This is a genomic window from Yoonia sediminilitoris (genome assembly GCF_003058085.1).
GTDB classification, from domain to species: domain Bacteria; phylum Pseudomonadota; class Alphaproteobacteria; order Rhodobacterales; family Rhodobacteraceae; genus Yoonia; species Yoonia sediminilitoris.
Genome location: NZ_QBUD01000005.1, coordinates 130,292 through 153,798, shown reverse-complemented (window position 1 = coordinate 153,798; position 23,507 = coordinate 130,292). Strand labels below are relative to the sequence as shown.

Genomic DNA, 23,507 nt, shown 5'->3' with positions numbered 1-23,507 from the left:
TCAGGGCAGGTATTCAAGCACAAAGCCACGATTGCGTATCGTCTTGATTGTCATGCGAAAATCTTCGGCCGGATCGAGTTTTTTGCGCAGATAGCCAATGTAGACATCAACCACATTTTCCGATGATGTCCCTTCGTTCGCCCAAAGCTGGTCAAAAATCTCGCCGCGCGAAATGGGTGTGCCTGCTTTCTCATGCAGCATCGCCAACAGGTCGAACTCCCGTTCGGTCAGTTGCGCAGTTTGCGTTGGGCCCTGCACAGTGCGTGACACCGGGTCAAGCTGGCAGGGCTGTGAAATGGATTTGGCGGCACGCTGAAGCTGGACCTTCAGACGGGCAACCAATTCGTCAAATGCAAAGGGTTTGACCACATAGTCATCGGCCCCGGCCTGTAGCCCGGCAGTGCGGTCGTCAACTTCGGACAAGGCGGATAGCATCAGAATTGGTTTATGATGCCCCGCACCGCGCAACCGTTTGACCAGATCAATGCCGCTGTCCTGCCCTATCATCACGTCAATGATCGCGGCAGCAATCATAGGGTCCGCAAAGCGGCGTTCGGCACCTTCCGCGGTGCTTTCCGTTGCTGTGTCATAGCCGTGCATCTGCAAACCACGGGCCAGGGCACTTGTGATTTCGGGGTCGTCATCGACGATCAAGATTGCAGTCTGGGTCATATAGCCATGCTAGACCTGCGCCAAAGGCAGTGAAAGCGTCACCTTAGTTCCGGTTGCAGCGCCCAGACGGAACGGTTCAGGCGTGGGGCTTTCGATGTTGAGTTGCCCCCCTTGCTGCGTCATCACCCAGTTGGCCAGCGACAGCCCAATACCGAACCCTTCCGATTTTGTGGCCCCGTTCGCGGCCTGGGCAAAACGCTCTGTCATCCGCGGCAGTTCACTGGCCGCTATGCCCGGGCCATTGTCAACGACGTGAACGCGGGCGGTATCGTCTGTCGTGTCGACCGTCAGGCGGATCAGGCCGCCCTTGGCCGCGTGGCGGAGCGCGTTTTCGATCAACCCGGTGATCACTTGCCGGGTCCAGTTGGGGTCGCCCTGAACCATGGTATCGGCGGCAAAGGCGGTTTCAATTGCAACGCCGGCATTTTGCCCAAGACTGCGCATGTCAGACACGGCAGCTAGCGCGGCAGCGTCCAATGCAAAGGCAGTGTCTTCCAACGTCAGCTTGCCTGCCTCTGACCGTGCGATCCGAAGCAAGTCGTCGATGCGTTGGTTCAGACGGCGTGCGCGTTCGTGAATAATGCCCAGCGGGCTGTCGGCAGCGGCTCCGGACTTGAGCGCCAACTCGCTTTCCATAAGAATCACCGTCAGGGGCGTGCGCAATTCATGGCTGACATCAGCGAAGAACCGGCGACGGTCCTCATCTCTTTGGGACAAGGCTTGGTTTGCGGTGCGCAATGCTTCGGTTCTCTCGGCAATTGTCTGATTCAGGCGGTCCCATTCGCGGTTCACAGCGGCGCGCCGGTCAGCCAGAGAGGCGGCCATCTGGTTGGTCGCCGCAAAAAGCTGCCCGATTTCGTCGCGTTGTGCGTCCGGCAGGGCAACCGCAAAGTTTTCACGACCGATCTCAGCAGAGGCATTGCGCAATTGATCCAGCCGCGACAGTTGGGGCCGTACCAGAAAAAAGTAGAACCCCGAGACAAGAAAAATCGCCAATAACGCCACCGCAAAGGCAGCTTGCGTCAGGCTGTCGCGCAATTCCGCAACGCGTGCAATCGCCGCCTCGCGGGTGCGGCGTTCGTAGGTGATTGCACTGTTCAGGAGCGGGTCAAACCCCATCGAAAAGGCATTGATCTGGCCTTGCAGCCGGGCGGCACGCTGGTTGGGCGGCGTTTCTTCGACGGCGGTTTCAAACTGTTCCAAAGTGGTTTCGAACAGCGCTTCCATACGGGCTATGCCGATGCTTTGGGTGGCGCGGCGTGACTGTTCATCCAGATCAGATTGATCGGCCGCGCCAACATCGGCATCCAGCTCCTTTCTGATCTCTGCAAAGTTGCGGCGGATGTTGTCTTTCAACCCCTCCAGTCTTGCTTCGCGCAAATCGGCCGTGACACCGCGCTGCGCGACTTCATAAAGAACGACAATCAGAGAACTGATCTGGCTGGCCAAACCTGAAAATCGCGCGATCCGTTTTTCAGTGGTCACGGCAACCTGCACCTGCGCCGACATCTGGGTCATGCCCCGAACGGTCAGACCACTGGCCAGCACGGCAATCAATCCAATCATCGCTGCCCCGACTGCCAGCCGTGCCCGCAAACTGCGCATCATCTTATTACCCTCTGGACGCTGATCGAGCATGAACCATGGTTTACGCGTTGGCCAGAGTTGATCCGCAGAGAGTGCGCGAGCGTTATGCATATTTCCATGTCTTGACGTCAAATGTCAGCCATGAACGCCGATCATTTGAAGCGACTGTTGCCAGGCCCGACCGGAAAAACAAAAACGAAACGCCGGGCAGATAAACATCGCCCGGCGTTTCCAATTAGATACTATAGCTTTCTTACCTTGGCCTTTTGAAGCAAAAGAAAAGCCGCACTTATGGAGCCTGCCGTCATAGCGCGTCGATAAACGCACTGACCTCTTGCTTGGCTTCTTCTTTTGACTTGCCGTATTTGGCCTGAATCTTGCCTTCCAGGGCATCACGGTCGCCGTCAATCTCGGCGATTTCATCGTCCGTCAGGTCGCCCCATTTGGATTTGATGTTGCCTGAAAGTTGTTTCCATTTGCCTTCGATCTGGTCCCAATTCATCTGCATATCCTTTCGGTCGTTGGCCGCGCCCATCGAGAATTTCGCAGTGCGCCAGCCTGTTTTCATTTGACGTGCCGCTGTTGCGACCCGTGACACAGACCCAACACACAGATCACCAGATGGTTCCAAAATTTTCTCGGTTTCCGCTGCGGTCGGCGTTGCGGGACACTATCGATGAGGCCCCCGCACCAAGCCGGATGGCAAGACGAGAGACAGAGAGCTAACCGGAAATGTGAAAGACAGCGCGGTGAGTTCCTACGCGCCAAGTTGACCGACATAGAACCTATCAGCCAGCCGCATCAGATTGAGCTGGGCGGGACTTGGTGTCAGGTTTTGGGCGCTGCTGATCGGGTTTAGCTTTTGATGTGGAGCTAGATGAACCGTTTCATCGCTCCGTCGCTCCATCATAACTGGAAAGCTGCTCTATTTCGGCAGATATGACCGATTTGTCCGAAGTGCGGGCGACAGCAGCAAGCTGCTCGAGCAGTCCAAGCGCGTGTTTTCGCGTCAGATCATCGGGTTTTATATATTGCGCACACTGGGGAAATGTGACTGAGAATAACCTTTCAAAATCAAGTACTTGATGGCGCACACGTCCGGTGTTCATCCCGTCAAGGCCCCCGTCATAGACCGATGCAACTGTCAGGGCTGCGGAAAGCCGGTTCAGGCAGTCCAGCGCTGTGTAAGGGTCATTGACCCCCGGCGACAGCGCGCGTGCAATCATCTCGACCAGTTGATGTGCCAGAAATGATGGGTTCTGGTTTTCTGTCCTCTCCATCCCGACGGCAAAGCAGTCTTGCAGGTCAGTGATTTGCGCATCTGTCAACGCATCGCCGGCCCAGACCGCAAAGACATGAGTTTCAGTGTTGATGAAATCACCGATGGCTGGCTCCATCTCTATGTACCAGTTGTGCGTGTCGGCCAAATCATGCAACCGCTCGAAATTGCAGGTCTGGATATAGCCCGAACGCACCGAATTGACGTGGACGGATGCCGCGCGGGTTGGCCAATCAACCGGTTCATGCGGGTCGGATCGTGCATCAATCAAGCCGCGCAGTTGCGCCTCCAACCGGGTGCCCAAACTGGCGGAAATCCTGCTGACGTTGATTGTTTCGGGCACATGGTGGACGAAATAGATCATGGTAAAGACGCAAAGCAAAGTCAGCCCCAGCGCGACCAACAGCGAATATTGCGGCACAAATTCTGTGACTCCGCCGGTGACCCCGTCCAGAACCGAACTCAGCACGACGATAGCGTAGACAAAGGTGGCAATCAGAATGCCAAGGCTCCATTGATTGCCTTGGTCCCGCATGAAGTTCTCGATCAGGCGCGGGCCGAAGTTGCCGGAGGCAAACGAAACCGCGACAATCGTCATCGAGAACATAACCCCGGTCACACCAATGATTGACTGGGCGATCACGGCAAGCAGGGATCGTGCGCCTTCGGCTTGTGTCGCAATGACGTCGGCTGGCAGGCCGACGGGCAACATCGCGATGTTACGATCGACCCACTGCATCGCACTTGCCAAAACCAGCCCAAGCAGAACAAGGATCGATGGCAAGAACCAATAGCTTGCCCTGACATCCTGTAGCAGCTTCAAAAGTAGTGCGCCCTTGCCCATTCAGTTGTCCGTCCGAACTTGCCGCGTCGCGGTATGCATCTTGTTGTCCTTTCACTGTGTCCCGCTGTCGTGAACCCCGTCACGCGTTTGCATGTCGATCACACACTCCCAACAAGAGACATCGCGGTTCTTGTTCAAATCCTTGTGGAACCTTTTCGCGGACTATGGGTTGGGACTGAATAAACCAACCCATGTGGAGGATTGTAAGATGGAATATGCTGGCATAGGCGGAATTATTGTCTTGGCCCTGAATCTTTGGGCGATCATTTCGATTATCAGCGCAAGGGTTTCTGTCGGAGCAAAGGTTATCTGGACTCTTCTTGTTCTTGTTCTGCCCATCATCGGTTTTATTATCTGGTTTCTGGCAGGTCCACGCTCAAATCAAAGCCCCGCTTGAACTGGAAGAGTAGTGTCAGGCGGCGTTATTTAATTGAAGATGAGCCCGGTTAAATGCATGGCGACCCGCGACGCGAAATCACGCGTCGCGGGTCGATCCGTTATTGAGTGGCTTGCGTCGCTGGCGCAGGTGCCTGCGCATCGTCCGCATTATAGGCGGTCCACGTCAACAGGGCGATAAAGAGCAAACCCGCCAAAATCACGACGCCGCCCATCCCAAGCAGCGGAAACCTGTGCCTTTTGGCTTGTTTTTCGACATTTGTTTGCGGTGCTGACATTGTCATTCTCCTTTTCCTGGGTTCGTGGACTAACGCACAGCATCGAAAAGCGTTCCGAAAAATAGTGGAACGCTTTTGAGGGCGGCACGTTAACTGGCGAAAGAAAATTTCATGCCGCAGCGGACCGTCCCGACTATTTGCCTGACCATTCTCACGATTTTCGTGGTCTTTGCCGTACATCATCAGGCAAAGGATATTTTCGCGCCCATCGTCGCGTCGTTGTTACTAGGTATTGTGCCGACGCCATTGTCCGACTTCTGGGACCGGCTGCGTGTGCCGCCCGCTTTGGCTGCCTTTATTTCTGTTGCGCTGGCGATCCTGACCATCCTGATTTTTGTACTCGCGATCGAGCCCTACGTGACACAGGTGTTTAGTCAGGCACCTGTTATCCGGGACGAGCTGCGATCCTCGATTTTCGAGTTGAAACGTATGCTGCGCGGGGTCGAACAGATGACCGATGATGTGGCGCAAGCGATAGAGCCTGCGGGCAGTGACAGTGAACGGGGGGCCGTGGCGATGCCCTCTGTCACGGATGCGCTGTTCGTGGCACCGCAATTTGCAGCGCAGTTCCTGATTTTCACCGGTACGCTGTACTTCTTTTTGATGTCGCGCAACGCCATCTACGAATGGACAAGCAAGACATTCAAACGGTTTGGCGAAGATGAACTGCGCGATGCTGGCAAACAAGTCTCGCGCTATGTGCTTACGATCACGGCTATCAACCTGTGCTTTGGGGTGTCCTGGCCCTTGCTTTGAACTTTGTGCTCTATGTTGGGCCGATAGCGATGATCGCCATGTTGCTCGTGACGGGTATCGTCTTGTTTGATGGTGCTGTCAGCTTTTTGCCAGCGGCCACCTATCTGGCCATGAACGGCACAGAATTGCAGATTGTGACGCCCACGCTTGTGGGCAAAAGACTATCGGTCAATCCACTGTTGATCTTTTTGTCGCTTGTTTTCTGGCTATGGTTCTGGGGGCCGATAGGCGGGATTATTGCAATCCCGATCCTGATCTGGGGGCTGACGATATATAAGGGCTTGTCGGGCCAGACCATTTCGTCGGGCACGCCGGGGATGCCATACACCGCCCCGTCAGCAACCTCGGCGAAGGCGGCTGACGGGGGCAACATAGCAAACCACAGATACAGAAGGCTCAGGAACCGTTAATCCTGTACAGTCTCGCGCGGCATCACCGCCGAGGTCTGCGTCGAAAGCGATTTCTTCCGGTGCGGCTGGCAGGATCAGGATAAGCGACAATTGCAGATTTTCGCGTGCCCCTTTGGCAAGCTGACGGGCAAGGTTGCGGCTGCGGAAACAGATGCGGCACAAGCAGATCGGTCTGCTATTTCAGCAGGTCCTTGCGGTCGGGCCAAAGATACTGAAACCGGTATGAATTTCAGCTGTTGCCCTCTTGAAGGCGCGCTCGAACTCAAGGAAACTTCTCTTGCCGCCAGTAGAAAGTCGAATCCTGGGCCATGCGCTGTCATGATCAGAAATCGCGTGCTTCAGGTTCAAAGTCCGCAACCTTGAAGGTGACCGTCAGTGTATAGCTTTCTGCGGTTTCATCGGTGTCGATCCTGCCCCCCAGTTGGATACCGAACGCGCTGATCAACTGCGCGCCAAGCCCGGTGCTTTCAGCCGTTTTCACATCACCGACCGAGTTTGCCAGCGTCAAGACACAAGTATCGCCACTTTGCTTCAGGGTTGCTTTCAGCCATGGCCTTTCGGTGCTCTGCGCGCCCAGATATTTCATTGCGTTGGTCATGCCTTCAGCTGTTAGTAGCGACAGTGGCAAGGCCTGGTCGGGAAAAAGCAGCACGGGGTCGATGTCGGTGGAAAGTGCGACATCGGCATCGGAGGTGACTGCGACCTCAAGTGACTTTTGCACGATTTCCGCAACCAACGTGCCAACATTCACCATTCCGCCATGCTGCGACTGATAAAGGTCGCGGTGAATCATGGCGAGGCTGAGGATTCGGTCTTGCAGACGTCCAAGGACGTTCTTTGTTTCATCATGCTGTGCTGTGCGGATTTTCATGTTCATGATCGAGGAAATCAGTTGCAAATTGTTTTTGACCCGATGATGCACTTCTTTGACCAGAACGTTCTTTTCGCGCAGCGAATTTTCAAGCTCTGCCTCGTCCAGGACAATATCATGCGACATGCGTGCAAAATTGGCTTTGAGGGATTGAAACTCACTTGGTTCCGAGTGCGCGCGGGCAGGGGGCGCGATGGCGCGGGTTTCGGCGAACGCGTCCATGTCTTTACGCAATCGCGAAATCGGGCGCAGAACCAGCTGGTAGATTGACAGCAAGGCAACGGACATACTTGCGACCCACATCAATACCGGAAACAACGTAGGGCGCACAAAGACGGTGGCATTGCTTGCCACACCGTCGCTGCCGCGCCAAACTGCAAGCACGTTGGCGGAGCTGTCAGAAATAGGCACAACGGTGTAGGTGCGCCTTTCCCCAAGCGCATTCTGGCCCCGGAAGGCAAAGCCGGCGGACGATCCGAGGTCCTGTAATAACCGATCGGCGGGCAGTTCAGCAACAGCTTCCTGCATGTCGCCCCGCGCTGTCAGAAGATTGCCATCGGCATTGAAAGTAAATAGTTCCTGAAGCCCCAAATCGGTCAGATCCTGCGACGTGTCCGGCACACCGTTGTGCGGGATTGAAATCGTCACAAAGCCCGCAAATCGACCCGCGATCCGATAGGGCTCCAATACCACAAAAACAGATGTGCCGCTGAGCGGTGCATCCTGAACAACCACGATGTTGCGCTTTTGGGCCGCAATAGCATCCATGAGAATTGGTATCTGCGTGACGTCATATGCCCCACCGGATGACGAACAGGCCAATATGCCAGACTTTGGCAGAACCCCGATGACGCTGTAAGACTCGACGCCATCCGCAAACTGTTCAAGATAAGAGGTGCAGAGTGCGGGGTTGGCAATTAGTTGCCCGGCGATGGTCGCAAGAAACCGTCCAACACCAAATGCCCGTTCGATTGTCGCTTCCTCGCCTTGGGCGGCCTGCTCTGTCAGTGCCAGCAGGGCAAGTTCGGCATTATGTTCGGATTCTTTCGCGACCCTGTCGGTCTGATAGATCGCGACCGCGCCCAACGGCAAAAGCGCCAGTGTAAGAAGCAGCACGATCTGTACACGCAGGCTGTTGTACCAGTGATTTTGTATCAAGAGGGTAGTCCGGGCGTGCCGACAACCGCCATTGTCGCATTGTCGGTCAATTCCAGCGCGTCATCATCATCTAGGTGCAGCAGTTCAATCAGGCGTGCGCGGGCCCTGTTGACGCGGCTCTTGACTGTTCCGGTGGCGACGCCGCACATCTCTCCGGCGTCTTCGTAGGAAAAGCCTGACGCGCCGACGAGGATGAGTGCTTCGCGTTGTTCATCGGGCAATTGGTCAAAGGCCACCTTGAAGTCCTGCATCTGTAAGCGCCCGTCATGGTCGGGCTTGACGGACATCTGGTCAGAAAATGCATTGTCGATATCGGCGACTTCGCGTTTGAATTTGCGGCGGCTTGTTTAGAAATTGTTGCGCAGGATGGTGAAAAGCCACGCTCGCATGTTTGTGCCGGGCGTAAATTTATCCATGTTGGACCATGCTTTCAGGACTGTATCCTGCATCATATCATCGGCTGTCGCACGGTTGCGCGTCAGGCTGAGCGCAAAGGCGCGCAGTGCTGGCAGATGCGTGACCAGTTCGTCTTTGGGGTCAGGTTCGCTCATTTTTTGCCCTTGATTTCAGCATCCTGCACACGCAGAACGTTCAGCAGATCAACGATCTGATCAGGCATTTCGTCGCGTTCCAATTCTAAAAAGACTTGCTTGAGATTTTCATCGATCAGACGCGCAATTCTTTGCTGTTTGGGATCTATGTCGCTTGCCATGTCGCCTTGAGCCTCATCTTTCACCGTAAATATTACACAATCACGGGAACCAACTGCGATCCCTTGCGTTCGGTTCCAAGGATAACTGAAAAAAGGACAGAAGATGAACGATACTGAAGCGGAGGCGAACCTGTCCGATCTGATCGCGGCTGAATTGCCATACCTCAGGCGCTACACCCGCGCCCTGACGGGGTCGCAGGCACGCGGTGATCAATATACCATCGCCACTCTGGAAGCCATTCTGAAGGATCGCACGGCTTTTGAAAATGGTGACCCGACAAAGGTAAACCTATTCAAGTGTTTCCATGCGATCTGGGTTACATCGGGTCAACAGTTGGCAGACTCGGACGATGCTTTGCGGAGCCGTGCCCAAGGCCTGTTGGCAAAGTTGACAGCGAACTCGCGCGAAGCGTTGTTGCTGCGTACAATAGAAGACTTCAGCATCGACCATATCTCGAAGATTATCCAAATCGATGTGGAAGAGGTCAGGCGCCTGATCAGTGTTGCCAACGCAGAGCTGGCCACCAGCGTGCAGGGCCGCGTTCTGATAATCGAAGACGAGCCGATCATCGCAGCCGACCTGACGGCCATCGTTGCAGGGCTGGGGCACGAGGTCATCGGTGTTGCACGCACCCACAAGGAAGCTGTCGAAATGGGCGGCGATGGCAATGCCGACCTGATTTTGTCGGACATCCAATTGGCGGACAATTCGTCAGGGATTGATGCTGTTCATGATCTGCTGGGCATTATGGACGTGCCGGTCATTTTCATTACGGCCTTCCCGGAACGCCTGCTGACGGGCGACAAGCCAGAGCCTGCGTTTCTGATCTCCAAGCCTTTTCACGAGGCACAGGTGCAATCCGCTGTCAGTCAGGCCATGTTTTTTGCGTCAACGGCCACATTGAAATGACAGATGTCCCCGCGCAGCTATATGCGCGGGGCTCATTGCAATCACGCCACAAGAGCTTTGAGCATCCCGGCTGCCTTTTGGTGAAATGCTGACCGCGCGGTGGCAAGACCCTCTGTCACCGGGTTGTTCTGTTTAGCGTCAATCCAAACCAATGCATGCAACTGTTGTGCAACGCGCTCGTGTTCTTCGAGTGCGCACAAACCGGTCGAGATGTCTCTGGGTCGTGCCGCGATGTTCAGTGCATGTGTCATGATTGTTCCTTTCCTTGCTGGGGGCGGGACAGTGATCAATTGCGCAGCGCTCGCATGATCAGGGTTGCCACGAACAACACAAGGAAGATCACAAACAGGATTTGGGCGATCCCGGCGGAGGCCGAGGCGATCCCGCCAAATCCAAACAAAGCGGCGATCAGTGCCGTAACAAGAAAAATAAGAGCATAACCCAGCATTTCGTTCATCCTTTAGTTTTTTGTGCGCGGCAAGAATGCGGCACTTGCTGCACAATTAACCGACGACGCGGGCTGGGGTTCCGCAATTTTGCCTTGGTTTGGTTTTCAAAAGCCGCAGGCTGTTAAAACGACCTGGCAATTACAGAAAAGTCTGCAGTCCGTACGTCATCCTTCTCGTCCCGTTCGTAGGTATCGCCCGCGCGGAAGGGCACTTTCACCAATAATGCATCGCACTGCGGCGCACGCTGCCAGAACGACCTGGATCGAGCGCATACAACTGACTGCACGTGAGCAACAGTGTCAACGTCGCCAGAACCGTGCGCTTGTCGCTCGATCATGTGTTGCCATCGGCATTTTTCTTTTTGGGTCCCTTATGACATGGGATGCTTCATTCACAGCACCAACCCCCACATTTGCGGTTGTCGACCAGCCATTGGTAGAATTGCGAATTCCCGCTGCGATTAACGCCATCTCGGTAAGCGTGCCAGACGCCGAAGCAAGTGTAACGGTCACCCGATTATCGAATGTAGCACCGCCCAGACCGGTTTTGCCGGCAGGTCCGTCAAAGCCTTTCATGACGTTGCCTGCGCGAATTGAACCATCAATGATGGATCGCGCGCCGACGTTAACTGTACCGAAAACGCCCCGCAATTCTCTGGCCGTCTCTCAGGTGATGACAGACGCATATGTTCCGATGACGCGACCAAGCATGCTGCAACAAGCCGCACCATCTATGCCCTTCATTTGCAAGGACTGTAGGCCGACATTTCCTTCTTTTGGACAAGTTACATTCGCCGTTCAATCAAGCAGTGAGGGATCATATGTCGTCGCAGATATGATGAGGAACGTGCGCCCCGACAGTTTTGAACTTAGGCCCTCAGAAATTGCCATCACGTCAAACCAAGTGCGGTTCTATCGTGCCCGGGATGCTGTTGCTGCCGGTCAACTTGCTGACCGCTATGGCGCCTCCCTGGTCGATCTTACATGGTTTGCACCCAAAGACGAAATCGCACGTATCGACGTGTTGGTTGCCGATGCAGCAATGACCCCGGCAACACAAGGCAGCCCCTAACTACCTCCACCCAAACTCTCAATCGAAGGAACAAAATCGATGAATATCCAGAAAGCTAAATCACTGATGGTTGCTCTCAGCCTTATCGCTACCCCCGGACTTGTTTTGGCGCAGCAGACCGCCACTGAGGCAACACCAGCTGTTGCGCAAACGCAAGAAACACCATGGCTAAAGGTCTATTTCGAATCTGGCAGCGCCGCAATCAGTGCAGATCAGGCGGAAACGCTTGATCGTGCGGTGCGTACGTTCCGCGAGGGTGATCCATTTGTGATGATTGTCGCAGGCGGCGCAGACAAAGTGGGCGACCCAAGTCAAAATCTGAACCTGTCATTGCAACGCGCGACAGCAGTAGCGACTGCTTTGAACAATCGTGGAATACCAATTGAACGGCTACAGGTTCTGGGTCGCGGAAACAGCGAACTGCAGGTCGCAACGCCGGATGGTGTTGCCGAAGAAGAGAACCGCGTCGTCGAGATTAGCTGGCGCTAATGAGACATTTCACGCTCCCATTGGCTGCTTTGGTTGCCTTGTGCCCGCTTTTGACCCGGGCGCAAGGCACCGGCGCAGATGCATTTGAAAACCGTGACTTCATAACGGCGCAGGAACGCTGGCTTGAAGAGGCGCGCGAAGGCTCCGCTGAAGCGATGTTGGGCTTGGGTTTGCTCGCAGATCGTGGGTACGGCCAAGGACGCGACCAAGATATGGCGCTTGACTGGTATCTTCAGGCGGCGACACTCGGGCTGGCCGAGGCGCAGTTTAATGTGGCGATCATGTATGACGCCGGACTTGGGAGACCAAGGGATGCGCAGCAAGCGCAGCTTTGGTACACGCGTGCTGCGCTCCGCGGGCACACACGGGCGCAATATAACCTGGGATTGTTGTTCGAGACCGGCGATGGGATCCCTCAGAATTTGAGGCAAGCAGCTTATTGGTTTGCCGAAGCCACGCCAGAACTGCCTGCCGCAGCCGAAAAGACGATATCAATTGAGTTGGCACCGGATCTACTTACAGCGCCTGCGATTACGTTCGCCGAGGTTGGATCAACTGGAATTGAGTTGATCTGGAATACCTCGGCACCCGAAGTCTTGGTCGAAGTCGCGAATCTACCAGAGCTTGGTGAAACCGACACAGATGACGAGTACGTTGCCGTTGCGAACGGTTCAGGGCTTCTAACAGTCGACATGTTCCAAAGTGACGGTGCTGTTTGGCGGGTCAGCAGCATTGCAGCAGATGGAAGTGACTACATGTCGACCGATTGGCAGTCATCTGCCGGCGAAGTGCCGCAGGCGGGCAGGATTACGTTTGTGGTGGACCCCGACATCAGTGGCATGGAAGCGGCGGCAAACATATTTGCCTCACAACTTCGAGATGACGGCTTCCGGGTGCATGTTGAAAGGGATGCAAGGCCAGAAGCAGAGAATTATTACATTAGCTATGGGTTTGCCTCTGATCTGGAAACTGCGAGCAAAATTGCCAGCTATCTACCGGCTGCCGGGCCAGTCGTCCCGATCAAGCAAGTGGTAGGTGGTACGCTTCCCGGAGAAATTGTGGTACATTTCAATGCATACCGGTAGCGGAATGGTTAGATTTTTTCGGGCGTTATGAAACATACCAGACACCAACTGAGATGCCCCCAGACTTGGTCTCCCAGCGATGCCCAGTCTCAACGCCAACGGATGGCATCTTTTGTGTCGGTTTTTCCGACTCCGAAAAACCCGCTTTTCTGTGCAACGCCCTGACCCTAGGGCGTATGACCCATACCGACATTCATTCCTGTGAAGCATACTTCTTTCATGTTTCGTCATTTTCGCTGCCTTGGCCTCGTTTCACTCGCAACGCTTATCGCCAGCGCCGCCACCGCGGCGCCTCTCGAGTTGAGCATCTCGGTTCTTGACGCTGAAAGCTTTGAACTTGGCCCACCCGCAGGTGATACGCGTTGGGTGATAGAGGGTGATGGCGATTTTCTGTTGGCCGAGCAGCATGGTGCGATGTCGTCAATGCGCTTTGATTTACCTGCTGGACAGTACCGCGTGACCGTTTGGGAGTTGGACAGCAATGCAGCAGCGGAACAGCGGTTGACACTGCCCGAGGGGGGAACGGCGCAAGCCGCATTGACGTTGTCACCTTCAAACAAAAGCCTGATAGCTGCTGTCCTGGCGCGCACGCGAGAACCTGAGGCAAAGTCCGATGTTGCATCGAATGACCAGCAACCTGACACCCAAGGCACGTTGGCGCCCTTGACATTGGGTCTGGCCGCGCGACCGGGGACGGTTTTTGCCGTTACACTGCCTCAGGTGCCCGACGCCGCGAATGACAGGGTTGCCCTGTCCGACGGTGGGGATGGTTGGATCTGGTCATCCGAACGGGGCAGTCTTGATGAAATGGCCATCACGGCCCCACAGACGCCGGGCGACTACACAGTCCAGTACGTACAGGTTCCCGAGATGGCCGTGTTGCAGGAAATGAAGGTGCGGATCAGATGAAAGCTTGCTACATTGCCTTGCTCGCTGGCGTCCTGCATGTGGGCAGCGCGGCCCTTGCACAGGATACAACCGAGGATGGGCTGCGCGACACTGGGTTTACAGTGGCCAACGATGCGTTCGCCGTGAAATGCAATTCGGCCACGATCGGCTGTGTGTCAGGCGAACTTGGCGGGTTCGAGGCACGGGCATTGGAAGGCTATGCCCTACTGGTGTCGGATATGGCAAAGGATGCGGATGCTTGGCTGTCGTCGCTGGGATTTCCGACGTCCGACCTCGAGCGGCTGGACGGTCGCCGCCTGATCCGACTGGATGAAAGCGCGGTTCCCGGCGCAGCCGGATATGTAGAATACTTCGGCGGCACCGCTGAAATGACCCTGCCTACGTCAAATGCAACCGACGTCTTTTCGGCGTCCGGGCCAGAACCGACGCAAGAAAATGCCGCGCTTGGTTTGAGTCCCGGGACAATTGCGCAACTGGGCGACCTCGCGTTTCAGATCGACAGGGATGTCTACGGTTCTTTGTCCGGTGGTGTCGTCGCGCATGAGCTTCTGCACACGCGACTGAATGGATTGGATCAGGTCCACTGGCTGGAAGAGGCGGTGGCCCGTGCCGTGGGCAATGCGTGGAATATCAGGCGGGGTTTTTCGCCGCGTAGACCTTCAGCCATGCGGCTTGACAAACCCTTTGACGACAAGAGCGAAACCCTCGACGGCTTTTCCTATGGCTATGGCAAAAGCGCCTTCCTGCGGTTTGTCGGACGTGAAACGGGATCGCCTGATCGTGTCGGTTATCTTGCAGATTTTGGCAAGCTGAACGACCCCAAAATGCACGGCATCGACTATCTCTACGAAAGGATGCCCCAAGGTTGGTCCTTTCCAGAGGCATTCCCACGATTTATCGCCCAAATGAATTTTCGCGCACCGCGCGATTTTGGACCAGCGGGAACCTGGCGCGCCTTTGATAGTGAGCAGGACCTGTTGTACACGGAGATCGCCTCTCCGATCATTCGCCAATCGGCGAGCGTCTCTGACCATGAGGACATTTTGCGGCGCCTTTCGACATTTGCCGCCGACCCCGTTTTGCTGGAATATGTCACGCTGGACTATGACAAGAGACTGCCGGAACACGACCGTTTGATGCTTGCGCGCATTTCAGTCGAGCTGGCACCTGAGCCAGAGAAACTGCGACTTGTGTTCGAACATAAGGTGATTGACGGGCTTGAACATAGCTACCTGACACTTGCAGACGGCGAATTCGACGCCGGTTACGTCAGGGTCGTCAACGTGCCACCCTCGCCCGATGAGGCAGCCACTTATAGCTATACGCTGCGTGTCGGGTTCGAACCGGTCGATATCGAAGTGCCCGCCTGTCTGGAGGTCGGAGAAGAAGCCCAAATCGACCTTGTCGGATTTACCGAAGCCGAAGCCGACAATCTCTATTTCGTGACCTCTGCGAATGCCGAACTCGACGGGCAAAAGATCGTCGCTCTGGCCCCCGGCCCGCTGACGGTCACGGCTGTCATCGAATCGCACAGGACCCGTGCCCCTGACACCGCCCCAAGCCCGGAACCCTATCTCTGGCCTGACCGCGAGGTGGAACTTGCGCCCTCGCGCATCGCGCCCGCTGGTGGATGTAGCTGCAATCAAGAAGACATATTGGCAATCGCCAACCCACGGATGTGGGGCGCGCTGGACCAGATCGGACAGGCTTTTGGCACGGAAGACATGCCATCAGATACCATGGCCGCCCTGCTACCCTCGCTGATGGGAGGCGAACTGCCTGCGGACCATTCAACGGGCTATATGTCATTGCAGGCCGGTCCGCGTACGATGCGTGGTGAAGTCTGTGTTGACCCTCTGACCACCGGAAACGACCGTGATACAACGATCCTGTCCCTCTACACGCCATCAATTCCGACACTGACGGGCAGTTTTGACGGGTTTGCCGTGGCCCATACGGGATGGGGTGGCTGGCCTGCCAATGGCACCGCAACCCTTCACCTTGAGGTCCCTGTCGCCCCGCAAGACCTCGAGGCCGGGCGCACCTATCCTGTGCAGCTTGCCGGCTTACAGCGTGCGGGATTTTTCCCATTGTTTTCGGCATACAGCGGTACCTTTTACAATTTCATCCCCTGGCAGGAAGCCTTCACCGGGGACAGCGAAACGGTGTTCCCGCAGGCTGTCGCGGGGACTGTCACGGTAACGGAAATCGCGGATGGTCTGATCAAGGGACATTTCCTGTTGGCCGGCACGGGACTGCACCACGAAATTCGTCATTGGCTGCGTGCAGGCACCGAAGATACCTTCGAATTCAAGGGCACCGAGACCGCAATCCCGGTCCGGGCGACCGGGCGGTTTGCCGTTGCGATTCCTGATCGGTCAACCACCCTGATGCGCGCCGGCAATTTCTTTCGCACAGCGACGATCAACGAAAAGCAAGAGTGATCACAAGCGTGGCTTCCGCGCCGGGCTTCGCCTTTTCTTCACGGCTCATGTCCCCTAGGCTTTGGGTATGTCGACCGTCGTAACCCTGTCTGATCATCAGTTGAATGTACTGCACGAACAGCAGACTGCCCTGCTGACCGAGCGCTTGGATCAAGAAGAGCCGGTGCGCGGTATCCTTTTGTCTCTTGCCAAAATCATCGGTGCAAGCCGCGGATTTGCGTCAACCACTCTTGGTGGGCAGCTGTCCTTTGTCAAAGAAGGCGTAGGGCCCGAAATCGAGACTTACCTCGCACAGGTTTTCAAGGGCTTTGATGCGGTTGGCAATGTGGTCCTGTCGGATCCCGAGTTGGAAGAGATTAACCGTCGCCGCCGCGAGATGGGCGCAGGAATCCGCCATGAATCACGCCTGCAAATGCGCCAGCTGATTGAACAGACAGACTATTTCAAGAATGCTTTTGCACCGGCTGGCATGCATCACGTGATCGGCATGAGCGTTCCTTTGCGGCTTGGGGAAGCGATCTTTGCGTTTGGATTCGAGGGCGATGAGGATCCCGGGTTCACTGGCGAGCGCACGATCGGGCTATTGCGTCTGGTCCTGCCCGCATTTTCGGCAGGATTTAAGGAGGCGGATCGACGGGCCGAGGCGCAAAAGGCGCTTACGGACGCTCTCGGGCAGATGCCTGATGCGCAGGTTTTGCATCAGGCCGCACAGCCAGCTGCGAAGGAAACAATGCTTTGGCCCGGTCCTGCGGTCCCCGGCCAAGACCAGACCTGGATTGCGACCAATGGTCAGATTGCAGAGCACGCGAACGATCTCAAACAGACCGCAAAAAGCTATGGCCTCACGGAGCGCCAGATTGAGGTGATGGAATTGATGATGCAGGGGGTCCCGTCCCCGCAGATCGCGGAGCGGCTGAATATCTCACCACATACGGCGCGGCGTCATGGAGAGGCTATAATGAAACGGCTTGGGATTCAGTCACGATCCGCAATCTGGTCGATGCTGAGCAAGACTGGCTCCGGATAGGGCATTTACACTATTGCGGTTGGGTTTGATAGCGCGTGCAGTGGTTGGGCATTTGCATGGAGAGATTACCAATGTCCCGCAGTTCGATTTTCTTGTCTGGCCTCGTTTTGTCGTTTGTTTCGGGCGTAGCTTGCGCCCAGGACAGCCCTGTACCGGGCGAGGCGCGCGGGACAATCGATGGCCTGCCGTTTTCGGTGGCGCTTGATTGCCGTTCCTGGGATGCTGAACAGCGCATGGTCTACAGCGCCGGAGACAATCGCAGTAGCACGGATGCCAACGGCGACGGTGTCGTGTTCACGTTCAACCATTTTGCGCCCGCTGCAATGACCGATGGCACACTGACGATTGACGGACGCACTATTGCGATCAACGCGGGTTTCCGCCCCGGTCCCGATGATCCCCGGTGGGAGGTGAGCGATACACAGGCGATCTTTTCCGGCCCCAGTTTTGGTCAGGAAAGCGCGCAGGTCGATATTACGGTTGATTGCGCACCCCGTTCGGCAGTGACCAGAGGGTTCACAGGTCGGGTGACCGGCACGATTGACGATCAAACCGTTGATGAACCCCTGTTCTGCGGTAATTGGAACCAGCCCGACGCAATTGAAGCGCGCACCGAAGAGAATGTGGGCGATGCGCAAGCCTCTGTTTTCGTGATGCGGTCCTCAGGCAATGGCACGGTCGAAGTCACCACGGACAAAGGTGAATATCAGATCGTTGCCGCGCCAATTGCGGGAACGGCCTTTGACCTGGGTGACGATACAGTGTCGTTGCAGGCTGACCTTACCAATCGGCAGACCGGCAACAGTTACAGCGTCGATCTGACTTTTGCCTGCAAGGAGGACTAAATGCTTTTGTCTTTTTTCACCCGACTGACGGCAGTAACGACATTGATTGCCGCCTTCGCCACACCGGTTCTGGCGCAGGAGTCACGGACCACCATCGTTCTGGATGGGTCTGGTTCGATGTGGGGCCAGATCGACGGTGAGGCCAAGATTACCATCGCGCAGCGCGCACTGACCGGGCTGATTGGTGAACTTGAAGGAACCACCCAGCTTGGGCTTGTGGCCTACGGGCACCGCGAACGTGGTCAGTGTGGCGATATCGAAACCTTGGTCGCACCGGGACCCGATAACGCCGATGCCGTGCTGGATGCGCTGGCCGGCATTTCGCCGAAGGGCAAGACGCCGCTCTCTGACGCTGTAATCTTTGCAGCCGAAGGACTGCGCTACACCGAGGACAAGGCGACGGTCATCCTGATCTCTGATGGCATTGAAACATGTGAAGCCGACCCTTGCGCTGTTGGTCAGCAACTGGAGCAAACAGGCATCGATTTTACGGCACATGTGATCGGGTTTGATGTCGACGATGCAGCGGCAGATCAGCTTGCATGTCTGGCCGATGCAACCGGAGGGCAATTCATTGCCGCCGCAGATGCAGTGGGGCTGGCCGATGCACTTGAACAGGTCACAGTCGCCGCCCCGCCTGCGCCGACAACCGTGACCTTCCTTGCCGAAACAGAAGGTACAGGCGAAAGGATCGAGAGTGGTCTGGTATGGACGGTGCGCCCTGTGGGCGGCGAGGACCCATTGATCGAGAACAGCAATATCGCCGCGCCGGAGCTGGAGCTTGCCGCTGGCCGTTACGAGGCCCTTGTCCTCTCGACCGGGACTGAAGCGACAACAACAGCAGATGTCGTTGTGGTGTCAGGTGACGCTCCGTTCACGGTAACGCTCTTGCTGCCCGCGCCCGCGCCCATTGTTGCGCTTGACGTGCCCGCGACAGCCGTCGCCGGAACAACGATCGATATCGGCTGGACCGGACCGGGAAAGCAAGGAAGCTATCTGGGGATTCATGAACTTGACGCCCCGGCCGGACGATATATCAACTACGCCTATGTCGACGGGGGATCGCCGACCTCGCTTTTGATGCCGATTACGCCCGGCACCTACGAAGTGCGGTACCTGACAGAGAGCGCCAGACAGGTGCTGGCGACACAAGCAATCGAGATCACGCCCGTCACGGCGACGTTGGACATCCCCGAGAGTGCTGCGGTCGGGGCCACGATCCCGGTCGCATGGACCGGGCCTAATTTTGAGCGCGATTACATCACGGTCGCGGTCGTGGATGCCCCGGGCGGACAGTATGAGAACTACACATACACCCGTGAGGGTGCTCCGCTTGACCTTGTGATGCCAGGGGTGCCTGGAACTTACGAGATTCGTTATGTCGCAAGTCAGGACAACACGATACTGGCCGGGCAGACAATTACCGTGACAGACCAGGTCGCGTCCCTTGATGCGCCCGAGACTGCCGATATCGGCAGCACACTGTCGGTGAACTGGACCGGTCCTGGTTATGACGGTGATTTCATTTCGGTCGCCCGCGAAGATCAGGCGCCTGGCGCTTACGAGAATTGGGCCGACCCGGAAAAGGGTAGCCCGCTTGATCTGGTGATGCCCGAAACACCGGGTTTCTATGAACTGCGCTATATCCTTGGCGAAGATAAACGTGTGTTGGCAACACGACCGATTACAGTGTTGGCGGTGACCGCAACAGTCACCGGGCCCGATACGGCGATGGCTGGCAGCCTCGCCGAGATTGGTTGGGCCGGGCCGGGCTATCCCGATGACTACCTGACCGTCGCCGGCCCAGACGCACCGCCAAAGTCCTACGAACATTGGGCTGAACTTGGAGATGGGCCTTCCGCGCTGAAAATGCCCGACGATCCCGGCACTTATGAGCTACGCTATGTTCTGCCGGAAGGAGACGGTAATATCCTTGCCGCACAGCCCATCACAGTGCTGCCCGCCGAAGCGACCTTAACCGCCCCGGAAGAGGTTGTGCGTGGCAGGCAGATCACCGTTGAATGGTCGGGGCCGAATGGACCCGGGGATTATCTGTCGCTGGCGAGACCGGACGCCGCAGATACCAAATACGAAGACTACATCTATACCCGCGCCGGCCAATCGGTTCAGCTACCTGCCCCACAGGAGCCGGGGCGATACGAACTGCGCTATGTCATGGGCGGTGCAAAACGCGTAATTGCGCGGGTCTCTCTCGAAGTCACACAGCCGACCGCCAGACTGGCGGCTCCTACAACGTCAAATGCCGGTGGAGTGCTGCAAGTGGCTTGGCAGGGACCGGGCGGTGAGGATGACACTATTGCGATCATTCCGCGCGATGGCACCGCCGAAGAGGTCTTGGCGTCTGGCTCGGTCTCGGTCGGTAATCCGGTTTCCCTGACGCTGCCGGCTGATCCGGGTGACTTTGATCTTGTTTATCTTTCAAACGATACAATCCTGTCCCGCCAAGAGATAACACTGCAATGAGCGCAAACATTCCCTGTGATAGGCTTTAGACTATCACAGGGAATGTTGCATCAGTGATTTGATTTGGCCAGTTTTGGACTTTTGAGGTTCAGCATGCCGCGTCAGTTCCCATTCAAGCACCACTGTTTTCCGCGTGACACCATCCTTTGTGCCGTTCGCTGGTACTTGCGCTATCCTCTGAGTTACCTCCCATCTGTTGGACAGGATCTGGCGTAAATCAAGCAGCTCTTTGCACCTGCTGATCGGGGGGGGCGTCTTTTCCCGGCCGATAGATCACGGCTGGTGACCCACCGCCGAGGGCTGAATGTGGGCGTTGGTTATTGTAGAAAGTCATCCACTTGCGGATGCCCGCCTTACTCTCCGGTCCGATCTCCCGGGCGTGCAGGTATATGCATTCGTCTTTCAGTGTTCGCTACAGCCGCTGGAAGAAGATGTTGTCAAGGAAGCGGCCCTTTCCATCCATCGAGATGCGCGAGGCCCGGACCTTGCCGGTATGCCAATCCATGATGGCGACCAGATACAAGAACCCGCGTCGCATGGGCTGATAGCGATAGGTTTTGTCCCCCTTTGCTGGCCTGCTGTTGTCGGGCTTGTGGCAAATCGGCCTGAGCCCCGTAGGGCGCATCAGTCGCCGGATAAGCGTCTCGTTAACAGCCTCGCCATTGTTGCGCAGGCACCCATCAGACGATGCCCCTGTCCAATCTGCAAAACCGCTGGCCCGGCCTGTGGCCGGAGCTGTGCACCATTTCCGATCACTTGGGACTGCAAAGCTGCGACATGTTGGATCCGGAGTGTACCATCGAAAATGGCCAGTTTCGGTTGCTGCAAACCCGCGCCCAATGATGTACTTGGCCTGGTGGCCTTTGTCGGGATTCAACGCACGATATATGCCGGGCGGTGAACGCGGTGCGCTCCATCCTTTGAACAGGTGGCCTTTGCAGCGCGGATGGCGCGCGACAAGCGCTGCGAGGGGGATTAAAGATAAGGCCCTGATAGCGCGGTAGAGTGACTGCAACAAGCGATGGGCGGCGTTTCGACCTTTTGTCGCATCATCGTCATCTGCTACAATTGTACCTTGCGAACCGGGGGCCAGACACGCCACATAGTGTAGCGTCAGCAACTGTCGCAACCCGACTTCTTTAGCAGGATCTTCGCGTGTCAGACCAAAATTCCCACAGGCGACCTATTCGTCACGTCGTATTCTTCAGTTGCAAGAAAAGTGAAGACATTGACCATGTCGTCGAGAGCCTGTCGATGCTCAAGGATATCCCGTCAGTCAGCCATTTCGAGGTGTCCCGCAATCGCAATCAGGACCGCTTTGCCAATGATGTGGATGTGATCGTCTACGCCGAGTTCGCGGATGATGCGGCCTTGGCCGCCTATCGGGCGCACCCGATTTACGACGACTGCATCAAGATCGTCCGCCCCTTGCGCGACATGCGCATCGCGGCTGATTTCTGAATGGCAACGGTGCCGCCCTGCGGGTCCGTCTTGTTCGATACAGGGCCACTTGGCACGGGCTCTTGCTTTCAACAGCCCGAACGGATCATCGAAGCCTGGCAACCGCAGGACGTCCCCGGCGCCTTTGAGGCGATGGAGGAGGCACGCGCTAATGGCCTTTGGCTGGCGGGCAGCATGTCATACGAACTTGGGTATGTGCTGATCCCTAAACTCACCCCGCGCCTGCCCAGCGAGCGGCATGAACCCCTGTTGCGTTTCGGGGTCTTTACGCAGGTCGCCCCCCCCGAACCAATCAGCCAACATGGGCCAGCCAGCCTTGGTCCATTGGACCCCGCATGGGATCTTGATACCTATGAAAAAGCCTTCGACGCGGTGCGGAAGTATCTGCAAAACGGTGACATCTATCAGGCCAATCTGACATTCCCGATTTCCCTGCCCGTCAAGGGCAGCCTGCACGCACTCTACGACATCCTCAGGCAGCGGCAGCCGGTGCCCTACGGCGCGCTTGTCGATCTGGGCGAAACAACACTTCTGTCCCGCTCGCCAGAGCTTTTCTTTTCACTCTCCTCAACCGGCGCACTGCGCGCGCGCCCGATGAAAGGCACGAGCAAGCGCAGTGATGACCCCGCAGAAGACACCGCACTTAAGGTGCAACTGGAAGGATCAGTCAAAAACCGTGCTGAAAACCTGATGATCACCGACCTGTTGCGCAATGATTTTGGGCGCATTGCCAAGATCGGCAGCGTCAGGGTGCCAAAGCTGTTTGCGGTGGAAAGCTATGCGACCGTCCACCAGATGACATCGGATGTGACGGCGCAAATCCTGCCGGAGTACAATCTGACCGACATCTTCACAGCATTATTCCCCTGCGGGTCAATCACCGGAGCCCCCAAAATCCGCGCCATGGAAATCATAGAAGAATTGGAGGACACACCACGGGGGTCCTACTGTGGCGCTATTGGCTGGATCGCCCCGAACGGGGCCATGGCCTTCAACGTGGCAATCCGCACATTGATCTGCACTGCATCGGACAAGGTCACGCTGAACGTCGGTGGCGGCATCGTTTATGACAGTACCGCCAGCAGCGAATATGAAGAGGCCTTGCTGAAAGCCCAGTTCACCCAGCAGTTGAGCTGACCCAGTCGCTTTCTGTGCGGAATCTCTGTGGCGTCCTGATGGGGGAAAAGACGAGTCAGGCCTGCATCGCAAGTCAGGCCGATCTCGGTGCCGGGCCGGATCACCCTGTCTTCGGAGATTGTGGCGATGCTACCGCTGCCAAAGGACCGCCCATCAGTCGGCACGCGGCTGACGGTCATGAACGAGACGCCGACAGATTTCGCCACATCGTAGATCGTCGCTATGGTCCCCCC

Annotated in this window: 23 protein-coding genes and 3 pseudogenes; 14 read left to right on the top strand and 12 right to left on the bottom strand. The window is 56.5% G+C overall.

The window, feature by feature from the left end; all coding sequences use genetic code 11:
• From C8N45_RS12075 to C8N45_RS12060, 4 genes are all read right to left on the bottom strand, one after another.
• Nucleotides 1-672 (bottom strand): response regulator transcription factor, encoded by a 672-nt coding sequence (locus tag C8N45_RS12075; RefSeq protein ID WP_108386508.1) that lies wholly within the window; start codon nt 670-672, stop codon nt 1-3.
• A gap of 9 nt (nt 673-681) precedes the next feature.
• Nucleotides 682-2,280 carry a sensor histidine kinase gene (locus tag C8N45_RS12070; RefSeq protein ID WP_168769469.1) on the bottom strand — a complete coding sequence of 533 codons (1,599 nt, stop codon included), beginning with the start codon at nt 2,278-2,280 and terminating at the stop codon, nt 682-684.
• Between the two features lie 283 nt (nt 2,281-2,563).
• A complete protein-coding gene (locus C8N45_RS12065) occupies nt 2,564-2,827 on the bottom strand; it encodes a CsbD family protein (protein ID WP_309498882.1) in 264 nt (87 codons plus the stop codon).
• Nucleotides 2,828-3,146: 319 nt separating this feature from the next.
• A complete protein-coding gene (locus C8N45_RS12060) occupies nt 3,147-4,382 on the bottom strand; it encodes a DUF2254 domain-containing protein (RefSeq protein ID WP_108386506.1) in 1,236 nt (411 codons plus the stop codon).
• Nucleotides 4,383-4,590: 208 nt separating this feature from the next.
• Between C8N45_RS12060 and C8N45_RS12055 the strand changes: the two genes are divergently transcribed.
• Nucleotides 4,591-4,779, top strand: a complete 189-nt coding sequence (locus tag C8N45_RS12055) for a PLD nuclease N-terminal domain-containing protein (RefSeq protein WP_108386567.1) — start codon at nt 4,591-4,593, stop codon at nt 4,777-4,779.
• 100 nt (nt 4,780-4,879) lie between these two features.
• Here C8N45_RS12055 and C8N45_RS23235 read toward each other — a convergent pair whose 3' ends face one another.
• A complete protein-coding gene (locus C8N45_RS23235) occupies nt 4,880-5,056 on the bottom strand; it encodes a hypothetical protein (protein ID WP_168769468.1) in 177 nt (58 codons plus the stop codon).
• 111 nt (nt 5,057-5,167) lie between these two features.
• On the opposite strand from C8N45_RS23235, the pseudogene C8N45_RS23635 reads away from it, so the two are divergent.
• A pseudogene (locus tag C8N45_RS23635) lies at nt 5,168-6,222 on the top strand (AI-2E family transporter).
• 322 nt (nt 6,223-6,544) lie between these two features.
• On the opposite strand, the gene C8N45_RS12035 reads toward C8N45_RS23635, so the two are convergent.
• The 3 genes and pseudogenes from C8N45_RS12035 to C8N45_RS12025 form a co-directional block, all read right to left on the bottom strand.
• A complete protein-coding gene (locus C8N45_RS12035; protein ID WP_108386502.1) occupies nt 6,545-8,251 on the bottom strand; it encodes a sensor histidine kinase in 1,707 nt (568 codons plus the stop codon).
• Nucleotides 8,248-8,802: pseudogene (locus tag C8N45_RS12030) on the bottom strand (RNA polymerase sigma factor). The gene C8N45_RS12035 and the pseudogene C8N45_RS12030 overlap by 4 nt, the downstream one beginning before the upstream one ends.
• A complete protein-coding gene (locus C8N45_RS12025) occupies nt 8,799-8,963 on the bottom strand; it encodes a regulator (RefSeq protein ID WP_108386501.1) in 165 nt (54 codons plus the stop codon). The pseudogene C8N45_RS12030 and the gene C8N45_RS12025 overlap by 4 nt, the downstream one beginning before the upstream one ends.
• 103 nt (nt 8,964-9,066) lie before the next feature.
• Here C8N45_RS12025 and C8N45_RS12020 point away from each other — a divergent pair, with 103 nt between their 5' ends.
• Nucleotides 9,067-9,873: a response regulator gene (locus C8N45_RS12020; protein WP_108386500.1), complete on the top strand. Its 807-nt coding sequence runs from the start codon at nt 9,067-9,069 to the stop codon at nt 9,871-9,873.
• A gap of 41 nt (nt 9,874-9,914) precedes the next feature.
• Here C8N45_RS12020 and C8N45_RS12015 read toward each other — a convergent pair whose 3' ends face one another.
• Complete coding sequence (locus C8N45_RS12015; protein ID WP_108386499.1) at nt 9,915-10,124, bottom strand: hypothetical protein; 210 nt, start codon at nt 10,122-10,124, stop codon at nt 9,915-9,917.
• Nucleotides 10,125-10,159: 35 nt separating this feature from the next.
• Nucleotides 10,160-10,321, bottom strand: coding sequence for a DUF1328 domain-containing protein (locus C8N45_RS12010; RefSeq protein ID WP_108386566.1), 162 nt, complete (start codon nt 10,319-10,321; stop codon nt 10,160-10,162).
• 604 nt (nt 10,322-10,925) lie between these two features.
• Between C8N45_RS12010 and C8N45_RS23430 the strand changes: the two genes are divergently transcribed.
• The 9 genes and pseudogenes from C8N45_RS23430 to C8N45_RS24225 all read left to right on the top strand — a co-directional run.
• Nucleotides 10,926-11,393 carry a hypothetical protein gene (locus C8N45_RS23430; protein ID WP_211095467.1) on the top strand — a complete coding sequence of 156 codons (468 nt, stop codon included), beginning with the start codon at nt 10,926-10,928 and terminating at the stop codon, nt 11,391-11,393.
• A gap of 39 nt (nt 11,394-11,432) precedes the next feature.
• Complete coding sequence (locus C8N45_RS11995) at nt 11,433-11,882, top strand: OmpA family protein (RefSeq protein ID WP_245882646.1); 450 nt, start codon at nt 11,433-11,435, stop codon at nt 11,880-11,882.
• A complete protein-coding gene (locus C8N45_RS11990; RefSeq protein WP_108386496.1) occupies nt 11,882-12,967 on the top strand; it encodes a tetratricopeptide repeat protein in 1,086 nt (361 codons plus the stop codon). Before C8N45_RS11995 ends, C8N45_RS11990 begins: the two co-directional genes overlap by 1 nt.
• Nucleotides 12,968-13,186: 219 nt before the next feature.
• Nucleotides 13,187-13,876 carry a hypothetical protein gene (locus tag C8N45_RS11985; protein ID WP_108386495.1) on the top strand — a complete coding sequence of 230 codons (690 nt, stop codon included), beginning with the start codon at nt 13,187-13,189 and terminating at the stop codon, nt 13,874-13,876.
• The gene (locus C8N45_RS11980) at nt 13,873-16,320 is read left to right on the top strand and encodes a hypothetical protein (RefSeq protein ID WP_108386494.1); all 2,448 of its coding nucleotides are present in this window, start codon (nt 13,873-13,875) and stop codon (nt 16,318-16,320) included. The genes C8N45_RS11985 and C8N45_RS11980 overlap by 4 nt, the downstream gene beginning before the upstream one ends.
• A gap of 67 nt (nt 16,321-16,387) precedes the next feature.
• Nucleotides 16,388-17,347, top strand: coding sequence for a helix-turn-helix transcriptional regulator (locus C8N45_RS11975; RefSeq protein ID WP_108386493.1), 960 nt, complete (start codon nt 16,388-16,390; stop codon nt 17,345-17,347).
• 71 nt (nt 17,348-17,418) lie between these two features.
• Complete coding sequence (locus C8N45_RS11970) at nt 17,419-18,192, top strand: hypothetical protein (protein ID WP_108386492.1); 774 nt, start codon at nt 17,419-17,421, stop codon at nt 18,190-18,192.
• Complete coding sequence (locus C8N45_RS11965) at nt 18,193-20,676, top strand: VWA domain-containing protein (RefSeq protein WP_108386491.1); 2,484 nt, start codon at nt 18,193-18,195, stop codon at nt 20,674-20,676.
• Between the two features lie 93 nt (nt 20,677-20,769).
• Nucleotides 20,770-20,862 (top strand): annotated as a pseudogene (locus C8N45_RS24225) (IS6 family transposase); the annotation flags it as partial.
• Nucleotides 20,863-20,893: 31 nt separating this feature from the next.
• Here C8N45_RS24225 and C8N45_RS24095 read toward each other — a convergent pair.
• The gene (locus C8N45_RS24095) at nt 20,894-21,082 is read right to left on the bottom strand and encodes an integrase core domain-containing protein (protein WP_108386490.1); all 189 of its coding nucleotides are present in this window, start codon (nt 21,080-21,082) and stop codon (nt 20,894-20,896) included.
• A gap of 749 nt (nt 21,083-21,831) precedes the next feature.
• On the opposite strand from C8N45_RS24095, the gene C8N45_RS11945 reads away from it, so the two are divergent.
• Both C8N45_RS11945 and C8N45_RS11940 read left to right on the top strand, forming a co-directional pair.
• On the top strand, nt 21,832-22,137 hold the full coding sequence (locus C8N45_RS11945) for a Dabb family protein (protein ID WP_245882645.1): 306 nt from the start codon (nt 21,832-21,834) through the stop codon (nt 22,135-22,137).
• Nucleotides 22,138-23,274, top strand: coding sequence for an aminodeoxychorismate synthase component I (locus C8N45_RS11940; protein ID WP_108386488.1), 1,137 nt, complete (start codon nt 22,138-22,140; stop codon nt 23,272-23,274). It abuts the gene before it with no gap.
• Here C8N45_RS11940 and C8N45_RS24090 read toward each other — a convergent pair.
• A complete protein-coding gene (locus C8N45_RS24090) occupies nt 23,202-23,498 on the bottom strand; it encodes a LacI family DNA-binding transcriptional regulator (protein WP_375342468.1) in 297 nt (98 codons plus the stop codon). The two genes, C8N45_RS11940 and C8N45_RS24090, sit on opposite strands and share 73 nt — an antisense overlap.
• Between the last annotated feature and the right edge of the window lie 9 nt (nt 23,499-23,507).